Source organism: Micromonospora sp. B9E7, assembly GCF_039871815.1.
In the GTDB taxonomy this organism is placed as follows: domain Bacteria; phylum Actinomycetota; class Actinomycetes; order Mycobacteriales; family Micromonosporaceae; genus Micromonospora.
Map to the genome: position 1 here is coordinate 254257 of NZ_JBDPLX010000003.1, position 19214 is coordinate 273470.

Below are 19214 nucleotides of genomic sequence, written 5' to 3' on the forward strand. Positions count from 1 at the left end.
GGAACTTCCGGCGGAGACGGAACGACAAATGAGCGTGACTGCACCTCCCGGCCGTTGGCCCGTCGTCCGACCCTGGCTCGGCACGGCGGCCCGGCTCGGCCTCGCCGCCGTCTGGCTCGTCGCCGGCGCGTCGAAGGTCGGTGACCTGGCCGCCTCCGGGCGGGCGGTCAACGCGTACCAGGTGCTGCCGTACGACGTGGCGACCGTGATCGGCGCGGCCCTGCCCTTCGTCGAGCTGGCGCTGGGCGTGCTGCTGCTGTTGGGGCTGGCCACCCGGCTCGCCGCCGGGGTGTCCGCCGCACTGCTGGTGGTCTTCATCGCGGGGATCGCCTCGGCCTGGGCACGCGGGCTGGCCATCGACTGCGGCTGCTTCGGCAGCGGCGGGCAGTTGGCCGAGGGACAGGCCCCCAGTTATCTCCCGGAGATCCTCCGGGACCTGGGATTCTTGGTATTGGCCGGATTTCTGCTGATCTGGCCACGTACGCCAGTGTCGGTGGACGGGTGGTTGACCGGCGAGCCCGTTGTGGAGGACGAGGATGAGTAGTCGCAAGGGGCAGCGGGACGCCGCCCGGGTGGTCCGCGAGCAGCTCGCCCGCGAGCGTCGGCGTCGGCGCACGATCTGGGTCTCCGCCGCCGCCGTCGTCGTCCTGATCATCGCCGGAGTCGCCGGTTGGAGCATCTGGTCCAGCCAGCGTTCGGACACCTTCACCACCCCGCCCGGCGCGAACGCCGACGGCACCGGCATCGTCACCGGCAGCGGGCCGGTCACCGTCGACGTCTACGAGGACTTCCTCTGCCCGGCCTGCAACCAGTTCGAGCAGACCAGCGGGGCGACGCTCACGCAGTTGGCGGCCGAGAACAAGGCGAAGGTGGTCTACCACCCGGTGGCGTACCTCAACCGCTTCTCCACCACCGAATACTCCAGCCGCTCCTCGGCCGCCTCCGGCTGCGCGGCGGCCGGCGGCAAGTTCCGGGAGTACGCGTCGGCACTCTTCGAGAAGCAGCCACCGGAGGGCAGCGCCGGTCTCGACAACGACGAACTGATCGACATCGGCGTCGGGGTGGGGCTCGACCGGAGCTCGTTCGCCGGCTGCGTCAAGGACGGCACGTACCGGACCTGGACCGAGCACGTCACCGACGAGGCCAGCCGGAGCAACGTCACCAGTACGCCGACCATCCTGGTCAACGGCCAGTCGCTCGCCGACCGCAGCCCGCAGGGTCTCAGCGCAGCCGTGGCGGCGGCCGGCAAGTGATCCGTACCCTGCTGACCCGCGCCGGCCTGGTCGCCGCCGCAGCCGGCGCGGCCACCCTGCTCACGGCGGCGCCCGCCGCCGCGCACGGCGCGGACGCCCCGGACGGCACCGACTACCGGACCGCGACCACCGGGGTCGCACCGGCGCGGCCCGGTCTGGAGGTACGCGTCGTCGAGGCGGGTGCCCGACTGGAGCTGACCAACCGCACCGGACGCGCCGTCGAGGTGATCGGTTACTCCGGCGAGCCGTACCTGCGGGTCGGCCCGGACGGGGTCTTCGAGAACAGCCGCTCCCCCGCCACCTACCTGAACCGCACCCTCGCCGGGGACACCGCGCTACCGGCCGAGGCCGACCCCGCCGCGCCACCGTCCTGGCGACGGGTCGCCGACGGGACCACCGTGCGCTGGCACGACCAGCGGGCGCTGTGGCAGGAGTCGGGACCCCCGGCGGCGGTACGCGCCGCACCCGACCGCGAGCACCGGGTGCGGGACTGGACGGTCCCGCTGCGCGACGGCGCGGACCCGGTGGTGATCGGCGGCACGCTCGACTGGGTACCGCCGCCGGACGCGTACACCTGGTGGACGGTGACCATCGTGGGACTCCTCGCGGTGGGCGCGCTCGGTCTGGTCGCCGCCGCCTCGGCGGCCGGCGGCCGAGCACTGTCCGCGCTGGGTGCGCTGCTGGTCGTCGGCGGCGCGGTCGCCGTGGTGTATCCGGTGGGGCGGGAGCTGGACGCCGGCGCCCAGGGTATGGGCGGAATCGTGGTCGGGTTGCTGTCCGGACAGGTCTGGTCGCTGCTCACCGGGCTCGGCGCGATCGCCGCCGGGTGGTACGCGCTGACCCGCCGCCCGTCCGCCGACTTCGTGGTCGCGCTGGCCGGAGCCTGCCTGGCGCTCTTCGCGGGCGCGGCGAACGCCGCCGTGTTCGCCCGGTCCATCGCGCCGGTGCCCTGGTCGCCCGAGGTCGCCCGCGTCATGGTGGCGTCCGTGCTGATCGTCGGTGCCGGAGCGACGGCTGCCGGCGTCCTGCGCCTGCACGCCACCGCACGGGCCGCCGCCCGATCGCCGCGCGTCGAGGTCGCCGGCCAGGGGCGTTGACAGGTCCTACGACCGCGGGGTGAAGCCGTAGGGCAGTTCGAGGCGGTGGCGGGCCAGCAGGGCCGAATCGGTGAGCAGGTCCAGGGTGGGGGCGTCGGCGACGATCCGGCCGCCGTCCAGAATCACCGAACGTTCGCACAACTCCGCCGCGTACGGCAGGTCGTGCGTGACCATCAGCAGAGTCACCGGCAGGTCACGCAGAATCTCGGCCAACTCACGGCGGGCCGCCGGGTCCAGGTTCGAGGACGGCTCGTCGAGCACCAGGATCTCCGGGTGCATCGCGAGCACGGTGGCCACCGCCACCCGGCGGCGTTGCCCGAACGAGAGATGCTGCGGCGACCGGTCCCGGTGCGCACCCATCCCCACCGCGGCGAGCGCCTCGTCCACCCGGGCGGTCAACTCCGCCCCGCGCAGGCCCAGGTTGGCCGGACCGAACGCCACGTCCTCCGCCACGGTGGGCAGGAACAACTGGTCGTCCGGGTCCTGGAAGACGATGCCCACCCGGCGACGCACCTCGGCCAGGGTGGCCCGATCCGGCGTGACGGTCAGCCCGCCGACGCTCACGCTGCCCTCGGCCGGGGCGAGGATGCCGTTGAGGTGCAGCACCAGCGTGGTCTTGCCGGCGCCGTTGGGCCCGAGCAGCGCCACCCGATCCCCGCGCGGCACGGTCAGGTCCACCCCGTGCAGGGCGACGTGCCCGTCCGGGTACGCGTACCGGACGCCACGAACGTCCAGCGAGACAGCGGTCTGCACGACACCGATCATGACAGCACGACGGCGGTGGCGGCGATGGAGGCCGCCAGCACCGGCACGGTCGCCGCGACCAGCCACTGACGAACGCTCGCCGCGCCCTCGCCCTGCCACACGACAGGCATCCGCCCGTTGTAGCCCCGGGACAGCATCGCCAGATAGACCCGCTCACCGCGCTCGAAGGCGCGCAGGAACAACGCCCCGATCCCGGCGGCGAAGCCACGCAACTGCCACACGAAACGCGGGTCGTCACCCCGGGAGATCCGGGCCACCCGCATCCGCCGCGCCTCGCCGACCAGTACGTCCAGGTAGCGCAGCATGAACGTGGCGATCTGGGTGAGCACCTGCGGGCAGCGCAGCCGGTCCAGCCCGACGATCAGGTCCCGGGTGGTGGTGGTCGCCGCGAGCAGCAGCGAGGCGAGCACGCCCAGGGTGCCCTTGGCCAGGATGTTCCACGCGCCGTGCAGCCCGTCCTCGGACAGCCGCAGACCCAGCACCTCGACCCGGTCACCGCTGCCGAGGAACGGCAGCGCCACGGCGAACAGCACGAACGGCAGCTCGATCAACGCCCGGCTGAGCAACCACCGCGGCCCGACCCGGGCCAGCGCCGCCACCGCCGCCACCAGCAGGACGTACGCGCCGAAGGCCCAGAACGCCTCGCGTGGGGTGGCCACCACGGCGATGGTGAAGACCACCATCGCCGCGATCTTGACCTCGGGCGGAAGCCGGTGCACCGGCGAGCCGGACTCGCGGTACAGCACATGCCCGTGACCGGCACCCATCTCCGCGTACTCCTGTTCAGCTGACCGCGTCGGCGCGGCGTCGGGCGTCGTCGTCGGAGGTCACGGTCTCGCCCTCGGCGGCCGTTGTCCCGTCACCGTCGGTCGGCGTGCCGCCCCGACGGCGCAGCAGCCAGAAGCCGCCGGCCCCGATCGCGAAGGTGACCAGCACCCCGAGCACCCCGGAGAGGCCGGTGGAGACGAAGCTGTTCTCGATGCCCCGCACGCCGTAGTCGGCGAGCGGGCTGTCCCCCAGCTCGTGGTCCTTCGCCTGCTGGGCCGGGCAACTGCCCCCGACGATGGTGTCGTCGGCGTCGACCGTGCAGCCCTTGAGCAGCGAGGAGTCCAACCCGTCCGGGTGGGACGAGGCGTAGTTGCTCACCACCCCGGCGAGCAGCAGGGCGACCAGCAGGCCGCCGGCCAGGAAGGCCCAGGAACGGTTCTTCATCGCACACCTCCGGAGACCGGGACAGCGGGGGTGGTGGGGGTACGCAGGGAGCGCAGCGCGTACACCAGGTCGGGGCGCACCTTCGCGACGGTGAGCACGGTCGTCGCGGTGATCAGGCCCTCGCCGATGCCGATCAGCAGGTGGACGCCGGCCATCGTGCCGGCCAGGCCGGCCAGGTTGCCGCCCAGGTCGGTGGTGCCGCCCAGCCAGTACTGCACGACGAAGCCCTGGGACGCGACCACCACGCTGAGCATCGCGGCGACGAACGCGGTCACCGCCAGGCCGGCGCGCGTCCGGGGCAGCACCCGCAGCATCAGGGCGATCAGCAGGTACGCCGCGGCGGTGCCGAGCAGCGCCATGTTGGTGATGTTGAGGCCGAGCATCGCCACGCCGCCGTCACCGAAGACCAGCGCCTGCACGACCAGCACCACGGACACGCAGAGCGCGCCGACCCAGGGGCCGACCAGCATGGCGGCGAGCGCGCCACCGAGCAGGTGGCCACTCACGCCGGCCGTGAAGATCGGGAAGTTGAGCATCTGGACGGCGAAGATGAACGCTGCCACCAGGCCGGCCATCGGGGCCAGCCGGTCGTCCAGGTCCCGCCGGCCGCGCAGGACGCAGGCGGTGAGCCCGGCCAGCGCGAGCGCAGCGAAGATCGCTGCGACGGGACCGTCGATGATCCCGTTCGAGATGTGCATCGCCAGTGTCTCCACGCGACCTCCCCACACGTCAGCGAGCCCGACCGGGCCGGCGTGGGTCAGCCTATTTCCCAGGCCTCGTTGTTGCCATAGTCTGGCAACAACGCGAGGTGATGATCACCTTTACGGCAGATGACCGACGCTCAGCCCAGGCCGCCGGCGGCGACAGCACGTCCCACCTCGGCGGTATGGTCGGGCCATGACCGCGCCCGACCGACTCTCCCCCGGTGACCCCGCACCCGAGTTCACCCTCGCCACCGACACCGGCGACCAGCTCTCCCTCGCCGACCTGCGAGGCCGCAAGGTCGTCCTGTACGCCTACCCGGCCGCGATGACCCCCGGCTGCACCAAGCAGGCCTGCGACTTCCGCGACTCCCTCGCCTCGCTCCAGGCGGCCGGCTACGAGGTCGTCGGCCTCTCCCCGGACAAGCCGGAGAAGCTGGCGAAGTTCCGCGAGCGCGACGCGATCACCTTCCCGCTCGTGTCGGACCAGGACAAGGCGGTGCTGACCGCCTACGGCGCGTACGGCGAAAAGCAGCTCTACGGCAAGACCGTCACCGGCGTGATCCGCTCGACCTTCGTGATCGACGCCGACGGCAATATCGAACGCGCGCTCTACAACGTCAAGGCCACCGGTCACGTCGCCAAGCTCCGCCGCGACCTCGGCCTGGACTGAGCTGTCACACCGGGCCATTACGTTCGGTGAATGGTTCGATACAAGTACACACCCGAGGCGCTCGCCACCGCTGCCGCCGCCGCGCGCAACATCACCGAGGTGATGCGCCTGCTCGGCGTACGCGTCAGCGGCGGCTCGCACGCGCACATCAGCCGGCAGCTCAAGAGGTTCGGCATCGACACCTCGCATTTCACCAGGCAGGCGCACAACAAGGGCCGCCGAGGCGAACGGCGCACCACATCAGCACAACTTCTGGTCGTGCTGCCCGAAGGGTCCCGCCGGACGCCCGGAGCGCGGTTGAAGTGGGCGCTGGGCACACTGGGCGTGCCGGAGGAGTGCGAAGGCTGCGGGACTGGGCCAACGTGGCGAGGCGTTCCACTCATCCTGCACGTCGACCACATCAACGGGGACTTCCTCGACAACCGACCACCGAACCTTCGGCTCCTCTGCCCGAACTGTCACAGCCAGACCACGACCTACGCTGGCCGGAACCGGACGTCTGATCTCGCCATCCTCGCGGAGCCCTCCGGTGGGGAAGAACACTCGCACGGGACGACCGGCTCCGGACGCCGACCGGCCACCCGGGAGGAGATCGTCGGCCTGTTCGGTCGGGTCGACGCGCAGCAGATGACGGCCGTGGAGGCGGCACGGCAGTTGGGTTGGGCCCCGGCGTACCTGTACAAGATTCGGCGGAGACTCGAGCAGGACGGCCTGTTGAGGGCACGTCCGGACCGCAGCTGGCGTTCGAGGGCTCATCGTGATGCGGTGATAGCACAGGCGCTTACACATCCGGATGTCGGACCGAAGCGACTGTCCGGCATCCTCCGTGACCTGCCTGGCGGGGCATGCCGAGTGAGTCACAACACGATCTCGGCCATCCTCAAGGAGGCCGGGCTCAACACCGTCGAAGCCAGACGCTCTAGACTCAGCGAATTGGCGGGAGTGGCGTAACGGCAGCCGCGATAGGTTTAGGTCCTATTGTCCGAAAGGGCGTAGGGGTTCGAGTCCCCTCTCCCGCACAACTCAACGAGCACCACTTGCCAGACGACAGCTGTCGGGCGCGTCACTGTCGTGGGTCGCGGGCCTGGTCGTCGGGTCAGGATGGCAGGCGTGAGTCTGCGCTTCGTCCTCGACCCCGACCTGACCCCGCGGCTCCGCGCCGAGATCGTCGACCTCTGGGCGGCCGTCACCAACGCTGGCGGCGCGGTCGGTTTCGTGCCGCCGGTCACGGCGGCCGACGTCCAGATCCTCGCCGACCCGACCTTCGCCGGGATCGCCAACGGTCCGGACCGGTTGCTGGTGGGCTACTCGGGTGACCGGCTGGCGGCGATGCTGATCTTCACTGACAACCGTTTCCCGTTGAAGGCGCACTGGTGTGTGTTGAAGCGGGTGATGGTCCACCCGGACACCCAGGGCACCGGTTACGGCTCCGCGCTGATGGTCGAGGCGGCCCGGCTGGCCCTGGAGTTCGGCCACGAGGCGTTGCACGTCACGGTGCGCGACGGGCTGGGATTGGACAAGTTCTACGACCGCCTCGGGTACCGGGAGATCGGCCGCCTGCCGGGCGCGTTGCGGGTGGCCCCCGACGACGACCGGGACGAGATCCTGATGTGGCGGGACCTGACGCCGCAACGGCAGTAACGCGCAGGGCACCGGCGGTTGCGAGGCCCGGGCCGAGAGTGGTTGTCGAGCCAGGAGGCGGCGCAGCAGAGCGTCAAGGCACCGACCGCGCCGGGTGCTCGTCGCCATGATCCCCGCAACATCAGGGATGTTGGTGTCTCCTGCGGCTTCGAGGCAGCAACATCCGGGAAGTTGCTCGGATCTTGGGCGCGGAGCGTGCGGCGCGGGCGCGCGGCGCGGCGGGGGCGCGGGGCGCGGCGGGGCGCGCGGGGCTTGGGGCGATCCGGCGAGGCGCGGTCAGCCCGTGCACCAGCGGGCGTTCGCCGCGGCCGACTGGGCGCTCGGTGTGCCGCTGGCCGAGGTGCTCGCCTTCGCCACCTCGACCGGGCGGCGGGCCGGGGTCGGCGTGACCGCCGGCCGGTTTCCGGGTGGGCGGGCCGATGCGGACGCGCGCGGGGTGGCCGCCACGGCGCCGCGCCCGTACATCCGGACCGTGCTGTTCTGCACCTGACCTGGTGCCATCCGGACGCCGCCGACGGTGACCCGGTTTCCGTACACGTCGCTGACGCGGATGCTGAACGGACCGGGCCCGGCGCCGGAGGCGATCAGCCAGTAGTTGTAGTCCTGCCGGGCGGCCGACTGCCACGCGCCACTGTCACCCTGCCGGACCTCGACGGACCGCAGCGGGTTGCCGTGGTTGCCGACGCGGACGGCGAACCACCACTGCGAGGCGCCCTCCTTCATCCGGAAGGTGAGCGGTCCGGGCAGTGGCGGGTTGACCACGGCGCGGTAGGTGACCGGGACAAGGCCCTGGACCGGGTCGGCGATCCGGGCGAACGCTTCGCGGGACAGGTCGAGGTGCCCGGGCGCGCACTCCGGACACTGATCCATGATCAGTACGCGGACGGTGCCCTTCGGGCCGGTCACGTCGAGGAATCCGCCGCAGGCGGCGCCGGCGGAGTATTCGGTCGGGCCGAGCGCGACGTAGAGCCGATTGGCCGGGGCCGCGGGGTTCGAGCAGTTGCCGCCGGCGCCCTTCGAGTCGTAGAAGGTCGCCTTGCCGTTGTGCGTGGCGTTGCCGGTGGGTGGCGCGGCGACGAGCGCCCGGCCGGCGGCGCAGGCCGGGGCGGAGCCGGACCGCAGGGTCAGGGTGAGTCCGAGCGCCGCCGCGACGACTGTGACGCCGGTGGCGACCAGCCACGGCATCGCGCGGGACGACGACGCGGGCTGCTCCTGGGGAGCGTGGTCCAGGTCGATGTCGATGTCGACCGCGCTGACGTCCGTCACGACGGCGATGCTGCCGGACCCGGGCGCGCACGGACAAGCCGGCTAAGCCAAAGCTAAGACAGCATCGACGGACGGTGATCGGCGCGTTTCGATCGTGGGTTGTCGCGCCCGGTCAGGGTGTGATGACGATGGGGTCTCCCAGTTTCAGCTGTCCACTGTCGATCGGGATCAGGTGCAGTCCGAAGAGGAGCTTCTGTTTGACGTTGCGGTGTCGTCCGAGTGTGCGCAGCGGCTCCTTCGTGCGTACCCCGGTCTCCTGGTCGGTAGTGGTCACCACGCAGCGGTCGCACGGCCCGGCGGCGCGGAAGCGCAGGTCACCGATGCGCAGCGGCCGGCCAACCCAGTCGTCTTCGGCCCAGGCCGATGCCCCGTCGACCACCAGGTTGGGCCGGAACCGGGCCATCGGCACTGGCTCCTCCGCCGCCTCGGCCAGCCAGTCGTTGAGGGCGTCGAGGGAGGCGGTGTTCGCCAGCAGCAGCGGGTAGGCGTCGGCGAAGTTGACCTGGTCACCGGTGTCGTGTTCGCGGGACCCGGCGGCCAGGTGGCGGGTCGGTCGGGCCAGCCAGACCAGCCGGACCGGTCGGCCGAGCAGCGCGCCGAGCCAGTCGTCGGCCGCCCGGCCGGCCGGCAGCGCGGGGACCGGGAACGTGCGACTGCGGAAGGTCCGCACCGGGACCGGTTCACCGGCGGTCGGTTCGGGCACGTCGAGGTCGGGCTGCCCGGCGGCGCGCAGTGTCAGACCGCCGGGACGCGCGGTGGCGCGCAGGTCGACCAGCCGGGTGGTGTCCCGTTGGGTGACGCCGACGCCGCCGGCGTCCACGACCATCCATCGCCGGTCGCCGGCCAGGCCCCACGGCTGCACGAACGCGCCGTCGTGGTCGAGCCGGTGACATCCCTTGACCGGGTACGTGTGGATCGAGGTCAGCCGCACCCGCTCACCATGCCACGCCGATCCCGTCGCCCGGGTACCAGTGGTTGGCGGGGCTCTCCCGGTAGGCGAGGAACCGCCGGCCGGTGCGCTCGGCGTGTTCGGCGAGCACGTTGGTGCTGGTGACGTTGTCGGTGAGCAAAAGCGCGCCGGGGGCGAGTTTCGGCTCCACGGCGTCGAACTCACGCTTCTCGTGGGCACGGCTGTGGTCGCTGTCGTGCAGGAACAGGTCGACCGGGCGGTCCAGTGCGCCGATCGAGGCGATCGAGTCGCCGATCACCAGGTCGACGACCTCCGACCAGGGCTCGCTGGCGGCGAGGTAGCCGGCCTCGGGGTTGATGTCCAGTGAGGTGACCCGACCTGGGTGCCCCTCCTGTGCGTTGCGCAGCAGGGCGGAGGCCAGGACGCAGGTGCCCAGCCCCTTGTCGACGCCGGTCTCCACGATGTGTGCGGGGCGGGTGGCCCGGACGATCGCGTACCAGCCGACGCGTCGGGCGTAGTGGACCTTCTTGTCGGCGAGACCGCGGCGGGCCGCGCCGGCGGTGGCCCGTTCGATGTGCTGGCGCAGCACCTGGTCGGACTCGATCTCGTCGAGCCAACCCCGGACCTGCTGGACCGGGCGGCCGCAGACCACGCTGACGAACCAGGCCAGATGGTGACGGCTCAGTTTGGTCAGCTCGTACGTGTAGTTGTGATGCTCCCGGGAGGTGACCAGCCACCGGGCCGAGATGCGCAGCACCTTGGCGTCGTGACGGGCGACCCGGGCGAGCCGCTTGGGAAACGCGGCGACGGGTGCGAGTGGGGTACGGGCGATGGCTCGGCGCAGTTGCGTAGCGTCCACCGCTGCTTCATACCAGGTTCAGGCGAACGTCTGGGCAGAAAGTTTTTTGGTCAGGATGTGAGACCGTATGGCCCGGATGGGGGTACGTGACTGTAACCCGCAATCAGTAGCATCGCGGCATGCAGTATCGCCAAGAGTACGCGGAGCCCGAGACTCAGTTCATCGCCGCGCAGCAACCATCTGAACCAACCGAGGCGAAGCCTCCGCGGCGTCGCCGGTGGCGGAAGATCGCGCTGATCACTTTTGTGGTCGTCGCGTTGCTCGCTGGTGGTGGCATGGTCGCCGGAGGCCTCTACTTCCGTTCGATCAATTCGGGCATCGAACGGGTCGACGCTTTCGCGGACGTACCGGAGGAGTCCCGGCCCCAGGTCGTCGCGAAGGGCGCCCTGAACATCATGATTCTCGGCAGCGACTCCCGCGATCCGGAGAACAGCTCCGGCTCCCGGACCGACACCATCATCCTGGCCCACCTTCCGAAGGACCGGCAGAGCGCGCAGCTCATCTCGATCCCTCGGGACAGCTGGGTCAGCGTGCCGGAGTCGCCGCAGGGCCGGGGTGGTCGAGACGCGAAGATCAACGCGGCGTTCGCGTGGGGTGGCGTTCCGCTCATGGTGCAGACCGTGGAGAAGTTCACCGGCGTCCGCGTTGACAACGTGGCGATGGTGGACTTCGCCGGCTTCAAGGAGATCGTGGACGCCCTTGGCGGCATCGACATCACCGTGGAGAAGGCCTTCACGTCGAAGCACTCGTTGAACCCGGACGGACGGCGGGAGTTCGCCGCGGGTCGTCAGACCATGGATGGTGGCGCGGCACTGGACTACGCCCGTGAACGGTACGCGTTCGCCGAGGGCGACTTCACCCGGATCAAGCACCAGCAGCAGGTCATCAAGGCGATCCTGGACAAGGCCGCTTCCGGTGGCACGCTGGGCAGCCCCACCAAGTTGAACTCGTTCGTCCGGGCCACCGCCGACGCCGTCGCGGTCGACGAGTCGATGTCCCTGGTGGACCTGGCAACGCAGCTGCGACACCTGCGCAGCGGGCAGCTCAGCTTCTTGACCTGCCCCACCAAGGGCACCGGTCAAATGGGCAACGAGAGCGTTGTCCTCGTCGACAAGCCGAAAGCGGAGCGTGTCTTCGATGCAATTCGCCGTGACGCGGTAGGGGAGATTGCAGCCGCGACAAAGTAGCCAGTGGAAATCGGCCCTTCGTCTATACCGGCGGCCCTGACCTGGTCGTATCCTTCCTTCGCCCTTCGGCTCGATGTGCGAATTCCGAAGGACTAACGGGGGAAAGGTTGACCATGTCGGGTCATTCAACGGCAAGCCGATCAGACGTACCACAGCAATGGTCCGGCGAGCAGGCCGGCCCGGTCCAGCGCCCGGTCTCGCCAGCGCCGAGGACCGCGCCGGCACCTCAGCCGGGCCTGGAAACCACGGCGGTCCTGCCGTACGCCGGGTCCCGGACGTCGTCTCGGACGCGATTGCTGCGGGCCTGGATGATGACGGTTCCGATTGACGTCGCGGCGCTGCTCTTCCCACTGGTGATCTCGCAGAACTATTGGCGCGGCACGCTCGTCAACGCCGGGCTCACCATGGCCATCTTCGCGGCCGGCGGGCTCTACCAGGCCCGCCGGCACGTGAGCATCCTGGACGAGCTGCCGAGCATCGTCGGGCGTCTGCTGGCGTCCGCCGCGGTGGTGGCCATCATCGCCGCGGAACGCCACTCCTCGGTCGAGTACGTCGGCGGATTCATGCGTGGCGTCGCCATCTCCGCGTGTCTGGTGATCGTCGGTCGGGCGCTCAGCCGGGCACTCACCATCCTGGTGCGCAAGCGGCGTTGGGTGGAGCACAACGCCATCATCATCGGCAGCGGCCCGATCGCCCTGGAACTGGCCCGGTTGCTGCGCCGCTATCCGCAGTACGGGCTGCGCTTCGTCGGCTGCGTCGACGTGACCGCGCAGCAGGACCCGGCGTCGCTTCCTCTCCTCGGCAGCCTCAACGACCTGGAGAAGCTCGTCCGGGTGCTGAAGTGTGAGGTTCTGGTCATCGCCGACCCCGACTGCCCGGAGTCGGACCTGATGGACACTCTCCTGCTGCCCCAGAGCTCGCGCTGCGACCTGTGGGAGGTGCCGCGCCTGTGGGGGTCCCGCTCGCAGGGCGGATACCCCGACCACATCGGAGCGATCCCGATCGTGAAGGTCGGTGACATCTCGCTCTCCGGTCCGCGTTGGGCGATCAAGCGGGCTTCCGACGTGGTGGTCGCCGCCCTCGCCCTGCTCCTGCTCAGCCCGGTGCTGCTGCTGTGCGCGCTCGCGACCTTCATCGACGGCGGGCGGGGCATCTTCTTCTACCAGGAGCGGATCGGCCGGTTCGGAAAGCCGTTCAACGTGGTCAAGTTCCGCTCGATGCGCCCGGTCGACGAGACCGAGTCACAGACGAACTGGTCGATCGCGAACGACCGGCGGGTCGGCCCGATCGGTCGGTTCATGCGCCGCACCTCCCTGGACGAGCTTCCCCAGCTGTGGAACATCCTGCGCGGCGACATGAGCGTGGTCGGGCCGCGCCCGGAGCGGCCGTACTTCGTGGAGAAGTTCTCGGCGGAGTATCCGAACTACGCGATGCGGCACCGGGTTCCGGTGGGTCTCACCGGGCTCGCGCAGGTCAGTGGTCTCCGTGGTGACACGCCGATCTCCGACCGGGCGCGGTTCGACAACTACTACATCGAGAACTGGTCGCTGTGGCTGGACATCAAGGTCGTGCTGCGTACCATCGCGGAGGTCTTCCGCGGCGGCGGTCGCTGACCGGCGTCACGCGCCGACAGCCGCCTCAGGCCGGGCACCTTCTCTCGCACCCCGTCGGTCTACCGCTCGCGTGGGCGCTCGCCATCCGCTTCGGCTGACCCGCCGTGTCGATGTGCTGTTGAGCGATATACCTCAGAGTCATAGATATGACTCTGAGGTATATCGCTCACTGTCGTATCCGCCCCCCACGGAGGTGACCGACGGTCACCGCCGGCCGCGCCCACAGCCCGAGCCCGGGTGCGGACTTGCTCGTCTAGCGGCTGCCGGCCGTGGTCGTCCTCTTCATGACCTCGTCGATCGCCGCAGACCAGTGCTCGGCAAAGCGGTCGAGGCTGTTCTCCGCCCGCACGAACGCGGTGGCATCCGCGACCGCCTGCCCCCTGGACGGGAGTAGCGTCAGCGCCCCGGTGAACTCGTCCAGGTCGCCGGCTGCCGCCGTCAGATCGCGGTAGCCCGGCACCTGCTCGATGAGAGTGCGGACATAACCCACCCGCGTGGTCAGGACTGCAGTGCCGGTGGCCATCGCCTCCAGAATGGCAAGGGAACACGCCTCGTAGTCGCTCGGCGCGAGCACACAGTCGACCGCCTGGATCCAGGTGCGCAGCTCCGACGGGGACAGCACGCCCAGGCTGGTCGCGCCGTCGACGGTGCCCGCGCCGGCGGTCATCAGTCGGTAGCCTGCCCGGGACGCGGCAGCGACCGCGATGTCGGGCCGCTTGCGTGCCTCGGCACGACCGATGAACAGGGCCAGCTTCTCGTCCGGCGAGATCCCCAGTTGGCTGCGGGCGGCATCGCGATCACCGACCACGAACGTGGTGGTGTCGATCCCGTTCGGGATCACCCGGTGGACCCGGAGGCGGTACCACTGCTCCACCTCTTCGGCGGTCGGCTGCGACACGGCCACCCGGTAAGCGTTGGCGCCCGCCCAGATCTCCTTCGCCGCACCCTTGAGTAGGAACTGCGTTCGCCACTGCAGCGAGTACGCGTTGGTTCGAGTTCCCAGACGGACGTGGTCCACCCAGCACCCGTGGTAGACGTGGATCCGGGGAGCTGACGACCGGCGGCTGACCATGCCGTTCGTGATCACCAGATCGTGGGCGACCGAGTCCAGCTCGGTGGCGCCGACGACCTGGGCCACACCTCCGAGCCGCCCGATGACGTCGCTGAGCGTGTGGCAGAAGCGTTCGACGCCTCCCGAGTTGCTGGTCGGGTCGGGGCTGACGATCGCGGCCCTCATCATCGGGCCCAACGGGTGAGGCGCCGGCTGGCGGCACGGGCCAACGGCTTGGTCCGTCGGCTGATCAGGGACAGCTGCTCGTGACCTGAGCCGCGGATCAGCCCCTCGGCGCGGAGCCACGCACCGTGCTTTCGAAGGAAGTACCAGTTGTTGCGGATCACGAAGTACTCGTAACGGGCCTTCGACGCCTTCTCGATGCCACCGCCGGTGCGGGAGCGGATGTACGTGTAACCGCGATCCGTCACCACTACCCGGTGACCCGCCCGCACCGCCGACACGAAGAAGTCCGTCTCCTCGCGGTAGTAGTTTCCGGCGTAGTACTCGTCGTACATGGTCACCTCGAAGACGGACCGCCGGAAGAGTGCGTTGGCGGGCATCCAGACGCAGTCCGCCCAGGCCGACTCGGGGAAGATGCCCGGCTGTTCGAGCTTGGGACCGCCAGGCGACCTCGGCGCCGTGGCGATGCGCTCCTCGACGTCCTCCCCCTGGCCGATGTTGAACCACGGCACGCCGACCACGTCAGCACCCGCCTCATTGGCGACCTGGACGAGTTCGGCGATGAGGTTCGGGCTGGGCACGTCGTCGTCGTCGATGATGAAGACCCACTCCGACGTCGCGGCACGGATCCCCATGTTCTTGGCCTTCGGCGGACCGACGTTGCGCTCGTTGACGATGATCTGGAGGCGGGCGTCCTGGTCGGCGAGGCTCTGCAGCCGGGCAACCGTGTCGTCCGCGCTCCCGTCGACGACGAAGATCACCTGCTGGACAAGAGGCTGCGACAGCGCCCACTGCGCTCGCGCGTAGGCGAGCTGGCTCCTGTTCCGGGTGGGTACGACCACGGACACCGTGGCCATTCCCTCCGGGCTCACCTGGTGCCCACTCTGCGGTACGCCTTGCACTATGACCTCCACACGCCGCTCGACCAGAATCTGTTTGTGCTGGACCTGCTTCGGGCCTCTACGTCACGAACGTGGCGTTCCGGGGACCGGACCGGCGGTGCGGGTCGTGAACCGCCGTCGCCGGCCGGTCACTGTCCTCCGCCCGAGGTGGAGCGCGCGTTGTCTCCACGTGACGTGCCGACGGCCTGGCCGACGATCCCGGCGGCGACACCCATCAGTACGGGCCACCGACTCGTCTCGGACAGGAACGGCGCGGTCATGAAGCACAACGGTGCGATCAGGCAGAACACCGCCGCGCCCCGGACGACGACATCGCTGCTCGGATCACGAAGACGCCCCAGAGCAGCGAGACCGGCGACCGACAGGAAGACGAAGACGAGCACCGGTGCCGCTGGGCCGTAACGCAACCAGTTCTGCAGCAACTCGTTGTGCACGTACACCCGGGTGGAAGCGCTGGCGGTGAGCCCGGAGAGCTGCGGGGACGACGGCCCCACCCCGGTCCACAGGTTCGCCCGGACGTGATCCCACCCGACCTGCAGATCGCTGATGTGTCCGCTCGTCGATGCGGCCTGGAGCCCGGCACTGTCCGGGGCGGGCGGCTTCGGTGACGGGCGGGGCGCGGCTGTCGACGGTTTCGGAGTCACGGGCTGCGCGGGGCTCGGAGACGGTGTGGTCGGACTCGGCTTGCTGGGCGTGGCCGGGTTGCTGGGCGTGGCCGGTCTGCTCGGCGTGCTGCCTGCCACCCAGGAACCGCCGCTGGGGCGGTCATCGGCGCTGCCCGTTCCGAAGCTACCCACACTGCGCAGGCCGACGTCCGCGGCGAGGCCCGGCGCGGCGAGCACCACCACCGCGACGACGAGCCCGGCGAAGGTCAACTGCTTCAGCATGGGCTTCCATCGTGCCCACGTCAGCACGAGGACGACGACGCCGACAGCGACGGCTGCGAGCCATACGCTGCGCCGGAAGCTGAACAGAAGGAGCAGCGGCCCGGCGACGGCCACCACCATGTGCTGCCAGTCCCAGCGCCACCCACGGTCGCCGAGCGTTCCGAGGAACGCGGCGACCGCGATCGCCGGCAACGCCGAGTCGTAGTAGACGAAGTAGTCGCTGAGCCGATCGTCGGCGACCGCGCCCAGTCGGATGGCGACAGCGGCACTGATCAACAGAGCAGTCAGGGCGGCGCCGACCAGCACCCCGAAGCGCCTCCAGTCGTCCCCCAACACCCGCAGGCTCAGGCCGAGGACGAGACCCAGGACGAGCAGGACGAAGGGCCGGGCGTTCTGGTTGACGGCCGAGAAGACCGACTGACCGTGAATCAGTCCGCTGACCGCGGCCAGGGCCACGAGTGCGACGGCCAGGCCGAGCAGCACTCCTCCAGTCGACCGGAGGCGGACATTCCTCGGCGGCCACCACTGGGCGCCGGCCGCGAGCACCGCCGTCAGCGCGAGCGGCAGGACGGCGGGAATCTTTCCTGACCCGAGAAACAATTGGTAGCCGAACGTCGTCAGCATCCCGAATCGTCCGTTGGGCGCGATCTCCTGAGCGAGCACCACCACGAGGACGACGCCCACCAGTGGGAGGCGGAGAACAAGCAGCGGAAGCGTCGCCGCGAAGAAGACCCCGATGGCCGACGGCACAGTCCAGAGAATGTATGCGGCAGACATGGCCGCAGCGACGAAAGATGCCCAACCGAGTGGCCGACGGACGGTGGCGCTCAGTGGACCGACGGCCCGCAGCAGCCAACCGGAGACGCTTGATCGATCGGCGACACCCTCGGGTCCGGCCGTGATGTCGAGCCGGTCGACGGGCTGGCGGGGCGAACTGATATCGGCGGCTCCGATGCCCGGTTCAGCCGCCGTCCCTCTGGAACCCATCGCCGCCTTCGCCATGAAAACCGTTGAGTACAACGCCGAACCGGTTGCCGTGGCAGTCACGGGACGGCCCAGCGTGGCAATCCTGAGATCGCAGCGGTTGCGCGCATTGTCATAGGTGGAAAACGACGGCCTCCGGCCGTCGCGGCAAACAGTATCAGGCAACACGCCTGCCGACGCCAGGGGAAGTTTGTCCCGACGCACCGCCGGCCGGGTGTTTTCAGTAGTATGCCGACGGCTGTGCTTACCCGTCTCTTACCGCGTGCACCGCCCGGCGTCCTGACGAGTTCGCCGATCACCCACGGAGCCGGACATGATCACCCGTCGCAGCCTCATTGCCGTCGCCGGCTGCCTGGCCTTGGCCAGTGACGCGCCTCGGCCGAGACGCGCTGTGCTGCCCACGCCGTCCGGGGGCGACGACACCGCGGCGCTCAACACCGCACTCCGTATCGGCGCCGGTGGCCTCATCCATGCCCCCGCGGGTGCCCGCTATCTGGTCAGCGGCCCGCTCGTGCTGCACAGCGGCACCACCCTCGTCATGTCCGACAGCACCGTCACCCTGGTGCCGGGCAGCGGCTGCAACCTGCTCACCAACATGGCAGTCGCGGGCGGCGGCCGGGACCGGGACATCCGAGTGACAGGTGGCACCTGGGTTCGCGCCGACATGGCCAGGGGCATCGGCCCGGATCTGCACACGCTGCGGTTCCGGCGGGTCGACAACCTGGTCATCGAAGGGCTGGCGGTCAAGACCTCCGGTGACAAGTACGCGATCTCCCTCGGCGACGTCGCAGACGCCACCGTCGCCAGGATCACCTTCGACGTGCGGTCCGACGGCGTGCACATCCAGGGGCCGGCCGCCCGGACCAGGATCACCACGCTGCGGGGCACCACCGGCGACGACACGGTCGCCATCACACCCCGCGACTGGCAGGCGTACGACGACGTCTCCGGGCCGGTCACCGACACGTACATCGAGGACATCGACGTGACCTCCGCCGCGGCGTTGGTCAAGGTTCTCGGCGGATCGCCGGAGACCGTCGCGTTGCGTACCACCGTCCGTGGTGTCGCCGGTCGTGCCCGCAACAACGTCGTCTGGATCGGCGACGACACGGCCGAGTGGCGCACCACCGGCGGCCAGATCGACGACCTGACCGTGGAGCGCGTCACCGCCGCCACGGTGCCCGGCCGGCATGTCGTGTACCTCAACGGCTCGAACATCGGCCGCGTCCAGGTCCGGGAGCTGACCTTCGCCGACCCGGGAGCGGACGGCGCGCTGCTGCGGGTCGCGTCGCATACCGCCGCGACCGTCGCAGAGCTTTCCATCGACGGTGCCGAGGTGGCACAACTCGGCACCGGGCCCGTCGTCGGTGTCGACCGCACCGCACGGGTCCAACGGCTGCGGGTGAACCGCCTGACCGTCACGGCGGCTGCCGCCGGCGCACCCGTCGTGCGGGTCGCCGGAACGGTGGACGACCTCGCCATGCGTGCGGTCACCGCCGCTACTCCCGGCGACAGCTACCTCCTGGAGCTGCCGACCTGGGCCAAGAACGCCGCCGTCCGTCAGGCGAGTGTGTCGGAATCGGGCATCGCCGGCCGCGGTGGTGGCCTCGTCGCCGCCGCCGCGGCGACCCACACCCTGCCGCAACTGGCCCTGACCAACGTACGGACGACCGGGAAGGCCTGGCTCGTCAATCTGAACACCCACACCGACCTGCGGTTGTCGGAGGTCACCATCGAAGACACAGCCGGCGGGTTGTTGAAGGTCCACAGCTCGGGTGCGGCGGTCGTCCGGGGCGACACGCTGCGGACCGCCCACGGCTCGCCAGGAGTGGCAATCTCCTCCGGCGGTTCGGTGACCTCGTACGCACAGGATCTGGCCGTCGATGTCAGCCGGCTCGTACGCGCGGAGGGCAGCACCGCCACGAACACCAACGGCCGACTGTCGTGTGGGACAGGGCCGGTGGTGTGCTCCCGACTGACCTGGCAGAACATCCGGACCGGCGCCACCTACTGAGCAGGTGACGCCGGCC

At 70.1% G+C, this 19214-nt stretch carries 19 protein-coding genes and 1 tRNA gene; 10 read left to right on the plus strand and 10 right to left on the minus strand.

Annotated elements, in window-relative coordinates:
* Window positions 1-28: 28 nt before the first annotated feature.
* From ABGB10_RS06390 to ABGB10_RS06400, 3 genes are read left to right on the plus strand one after another with little or no spacing between them, the layout of a single operon-like run.
* Complete coding sequence (locus ABGB10_RS06390; RefSeq protein WP_347659910.1) at window positions 29-544, plus strand: MauE/DoxX family redox-associated membrane protein; 516 nt, start codon at window positions 29-31, stop codon at window positions 542-544.
* Window positions 537-1253 (plus strand): thioredoxin domain-containing protein, encoded by a 717-nt coding sequence (locus ABGB10_RS06395; protein WP_347659911.1) that lies wholly within the window; start codon window positions 537-539, stop codon window positions 1251-1253. Before ABGB10_RS06390 ends, ABGB10_RS06395 begins: the two co-directional genes overlap by 8 nt.
* Window positions 1250-2350, plus strand: a complete 1101-nt coding sequence (locus ABGB10_RS06400; RefSeq protein ID WP_347659912.1) for a hypothetical protein — start codon at window positions 1250-1252, stop codon at window positions 2348-2350. Before ABGB10_RS06395 ends, ABGB10_RS06400 begins: the two co-directional genes overlap by 4 nt.
* A 6-nt stretch (window positions 2351-2356) precedes the next feature.
* On the opposite strand, the gene ABGB10_RS06405 is transcribed toward ABGB10_RS06400, so the two are convergent.
* The 4 genes from ABGB10_RS06405 to ABGB10_RS06420 are packed head-to-tail and all read right to left on the minus strand — an operon-like array spanning window position 2357 to window position 5040.
* Window positions 2357-3115 (minus strand): ABC transporter ATP-binding protein, encoded by a 759-nt coding sequence (locus ABGB10_RS06405; protein ID WP_347659913.1) that lies wholly within the window; start codon window positions 3113-3115, stop codon window positions 2357-2359.
* Window positions 3112-3882: a cobalt ECF transporter T component CbiQ gene (gene cbiQ, locus ABGB10_RS06410; RefSeq protein ID WP_347659914.1), complete on the minus strand. Its 771-nt coding sequence runs from the start codon at window positions 3880-3882 to the stop codon at window positions 3112-3114. The genes ABGB10_RS06405 and cbiQ overlap by 4 nt, the downstream gene beginning before the upstream one ends.
* A gap of 16 nt (window positions 3883-3898) precedes the next feature.
* Window positions 3899-4327 carry a PDGLE domain-containing protein gene (locus ABGB10_RS06415; protein WP_347659915.1) on the minus strand — a complete coding sequence of 143 codons (429 nt, stop codon included), beginning with the start codon at window positions 4325-4327 and terminating at the stop codon, window positions 3899-3901.
* On the minus strand, window positions 4324-5040 hold the full coding sequence (locus ABGB10_RS06420; protein WP_347659916.1) for an energy-coupling factor ABC transporter permease: 717 nt from the start codon (window positions 5038-5040) through the stop codon (window positions 4324-4326). The genes ABGB10_RS06415 and ABGB10_RS06420 overlap by 4 nt, the downstream gene beginning before the upstream one ends.
* Window positions 5041-5224: 184 nt before the next feature.
* Here ABGB10_RS06420 and bcp point away from each other — a divergent pair, with 184 nt between their 5' ends.
* The 4 genes from bcp (at window position 5225) to ABGB10_RS06440 (ending at window position 7342) form a co-directional block, all read left to right on the plus strand.
* Complete coding sequence (bcp, locus tag ABGB10_RS06425) at window positions 5225-5701, plus strand: thioredoxin-dependent thiol peroxidase (protein WP_347659917.1); 477 nt, start codon at window positions 5225-5227, stop codon at window positions 5699-5701.
* Between the two features lie 30 nt (window positions 5702-5731).
* Entirely contained in the window at window positions 5732-6652 is a 921-nt protein-coding gene (locus tag ABGB10_RS06430; protein ID WP_347659918.1) for a hypothetical protein, read from the plus strand.
* Window positions 6638-6720, plus strand: a tRNA-Leu gene (locus ABGB10_RS06435). The genes ABGB10_RS06430 and ABGB10_RS06435 overlap by 15 nt, the downstream gene beginning before the upstream one ends.
* A gap of 91 nt (window positions 6721-6811) precedes the next feature.
* Window positions 6812-7342: a GNAT family N-acetyltransferase gene (locus ABGB10_RS06440; RefSeq protein WP_347659919.1), complete on the plus strand. Its 531-nt coding sequence runs from the start codon at window positions 6812-6814 to the stop codon at window positions 7340-7342.
* A gap of 276 nt (window positions 7343-7618) precedes the next feature.
* On the opposite strand, the gene ABGB10_RS06445 is transcribed toward ABGB10_RS06440, so the two are convergent.
* The 3 genes from ABGB10_RS06445 to ABGB10_RS06455 form a co-directional block, all read right to left on the minus strand.
* Window positions 7619-8608: an expansin EXLX1 family cellulose-binding protein gene (locus tag ABGB10_RS06445; RefSeq protein WP_347659920.1), complete on the minus strand. Its 990-nt coding sequence runs from the start codon at window positions 8606-8608 to the stop codon at window positions 7619-7621.
* Window positions 8609-8720: 112 nt separating this feature from the next.
* Window positions 8721-9539 (minus strand): MOSC N-terminal beta barrel domain-containing protein, encoded by an 819-nt coding sequence (locus ABGB10_RS06450; protein WP_347659921.1) that lies wholly within the window; start codon window positions 9537-9539, stop codon window positions 8721-8723.
* A 4-nt stretch (window positions 9540-9543) separates the two neighbouring features.
* Complete coding sequence (locus ABGB10_RS06455; protein ID WP_347659922.1) at window positions 9544-10377, minus strand: class I SAM-dependent methyltransferase; 834 nt, start codon at window positions 10375-10377, stop codon at window positions 9544-9546.
* Window positions 10378-10496: 119 nt separating this feature from the next.
* On the opposite strand from ABGB10_RS06455, the gene ABGB10_RS06460 reads away from it, so the two are divergent.
* Together ABGB10_RS06460 and ABGB10_RS06465 are read left to right on the plus strand one after the other, a co-directional pair.
* On the plus strand, window positions 10497-11564 hold the full coding sequence (locus ABGB10_RS06460) for an LCP family protein (RefSeq protein ID WP_347659923.1): 1068 nt from the start codon (window positions 10497-10499) through the stop codon (window positions 11562-11564).
* Between the two features lie 311 nt (window positions 11565-11875).
* Window positions 11876-13177 carry a sugar transferase gene (locus tag ABGB10_RS06465; protein WP_347659924.1) on the plus strand — a complete coding sequence of 434 codons (1302 nt, stop codon included), beginning with the start codon at window positions 11876-11878 and terminating at the stop codon, window positions 13175-13177.
* Between the two features lie 253 nt (window positions 13178-13430).
* Here the strand turns inward: ABGB10_RS06465 and ABGB10_RS06470 are convergent, their stop codons facing one another.
* The 3 genes from ABGB10_RS06470 to ABGB10_RS06480 all read right to left on the minus strand — a co-directional run bounded on the left by ABGB10_RS06470 (window position 13431) and on the right by ABGB10_RS06480 (window position 16977).
* Window positions 13431-14414 carry a glycosyltransferase family 4 protein gene (locus ABGB10_RS06470; RefSeq protein WP_347659925.1) on the minus strand — a complete coding sequence of 328 codons (984 nt, stop codon included), beginning with the start codon at window positions 14412-14414 and terminating at the stop codon, window positions 13431-13433.
* A complete protein-coding gene (locus ABGB10_RS06475) occupies window positions 14414-15283 on the minus strand; it encodes a glycosyltransferase family 2 protein (RefSeq protein ID WP_347659926.1) in 870 nt (289 codons plus the stop codon). Before ABGB10_RS06475 ends, ABGB10_RS06470 begins: the two co-directional genes overlap by 1 nt.
* 158 nt (window positions 15284-15441) lie before the next feature.
* The gene (locus ABGB10_RS06480; RefSeq protein ID WP_347659927.1) at window positions 15442-16977 is read right to left on the minus strand and encodes a hypothetical protein; all 1536 of its coding nucleotides are present in this window, start codon (window positions 16975-16977) and stop codon (window positions 15442-15444) included.
* Between the two features lie 520 nt (window positions 16978-17497).
* Between ABGB10_RS06480 and ABGB10_RS06485 the strand changes: the two genes are divergently transcribed.
* A complete protein-coding gene (locus tag ABGB10_RS06485; RefSeq protein WP_347659928.1) occupies window positions 17498-19198 on the plus strand; it encodes a hypothetical protein in 1701 nt (566 codons plus the stop codon).
* The last annotated feature ends 16 nt before the right edge of the window (window positions 19199-19214 follow it).

Bases quoted from the DNA above. Each gene is read 5' to 3' on its own strand.
- ABGB10_RS06390 (WP_347659910.1), top strand. From the start codon at position 29: ATGAGCGTGACTGCACCTCCCGGCCGTTGGCCCGTCGTCCGACCCTGG.
- ABGB10_RS06395 (WP_347659911.1), top strand. From the start codon at position 537: ATGAGTAGTCGCAAGGGGCAGCGGGACGCCGCCCGGGTGGTCCGCGAG.
- ABGB10_RS06405 (WP_347659913.1), bottom strand. From the start codon at position 3,115: ATGATCGGTGTCGTGCAGACCGCTGTCTCGCTGGACGTTCGTGGCGTC.
- cbiQ (WP_347659914.1), bottom strand. From the start codon at position 3,882: ATGGGTGCCGGTCACGGGCATGTGCTGTACCGCGAGTCCGGCTCGCCG.
- ABGB10_RS06415 (WP_347659915.1), bottom strand. From the start codon at position 4,327: ATGAAGAACCGTTCCTGGGCCTTCCTGGCCGGCGGCCTGCTGGTCGCC.
- bcp (WP_347659917.1), top strand. From the start codon at position 5,225: ATGACCGCGCCCGACCGACTCTCCCCCGGTGACCCCGCACCCGAGTTC.
- ABGB10_RS06430 (WP_347659918.1), top strand. From the start codon at position 5,732: ATGGTTCGATACAAGTACACACCCGAGGCGCTCGCCACCGCTGCCGCC.
- ABGB10_RS06460 (WP_347659923.1), top strand. From the start codon at position 10,497: ATGCAGTATCGCCAAGAGTACGCGGAGCCCGAGACTCAGTTCATCGCC.
- ABGB10_RS06465 (WP_347659924.1), top strand. From the start codon at position 11,876: ATGACGGTTCCGATTGACGTCGCGGCGCTGCTCTTCCCACTGGTGATC.
- ABGB10_RS06470 (WP_347659925.1), bottom strand. From the start codon at position 14,414: ATGAGGGCCGCGATCGTCAGCCCCGACCCGACCAGCAACTCGGGAGGC.
- ABGB10_RS06480 (WP_347659927.1), bottom strand. From the start codon at position 16,977: ATGTCTGCCGCATACATTCTCTGGACTGTGCCGTCGGCCATCGGGGTC.
- ABGB10_RS06485 (WP_347659928.1), top strand. From the start codon at position 17,498: ATGATCACCCGTCGCAGCCTCATTGCCGTCGCCGGCTGCCTGGCCTTG.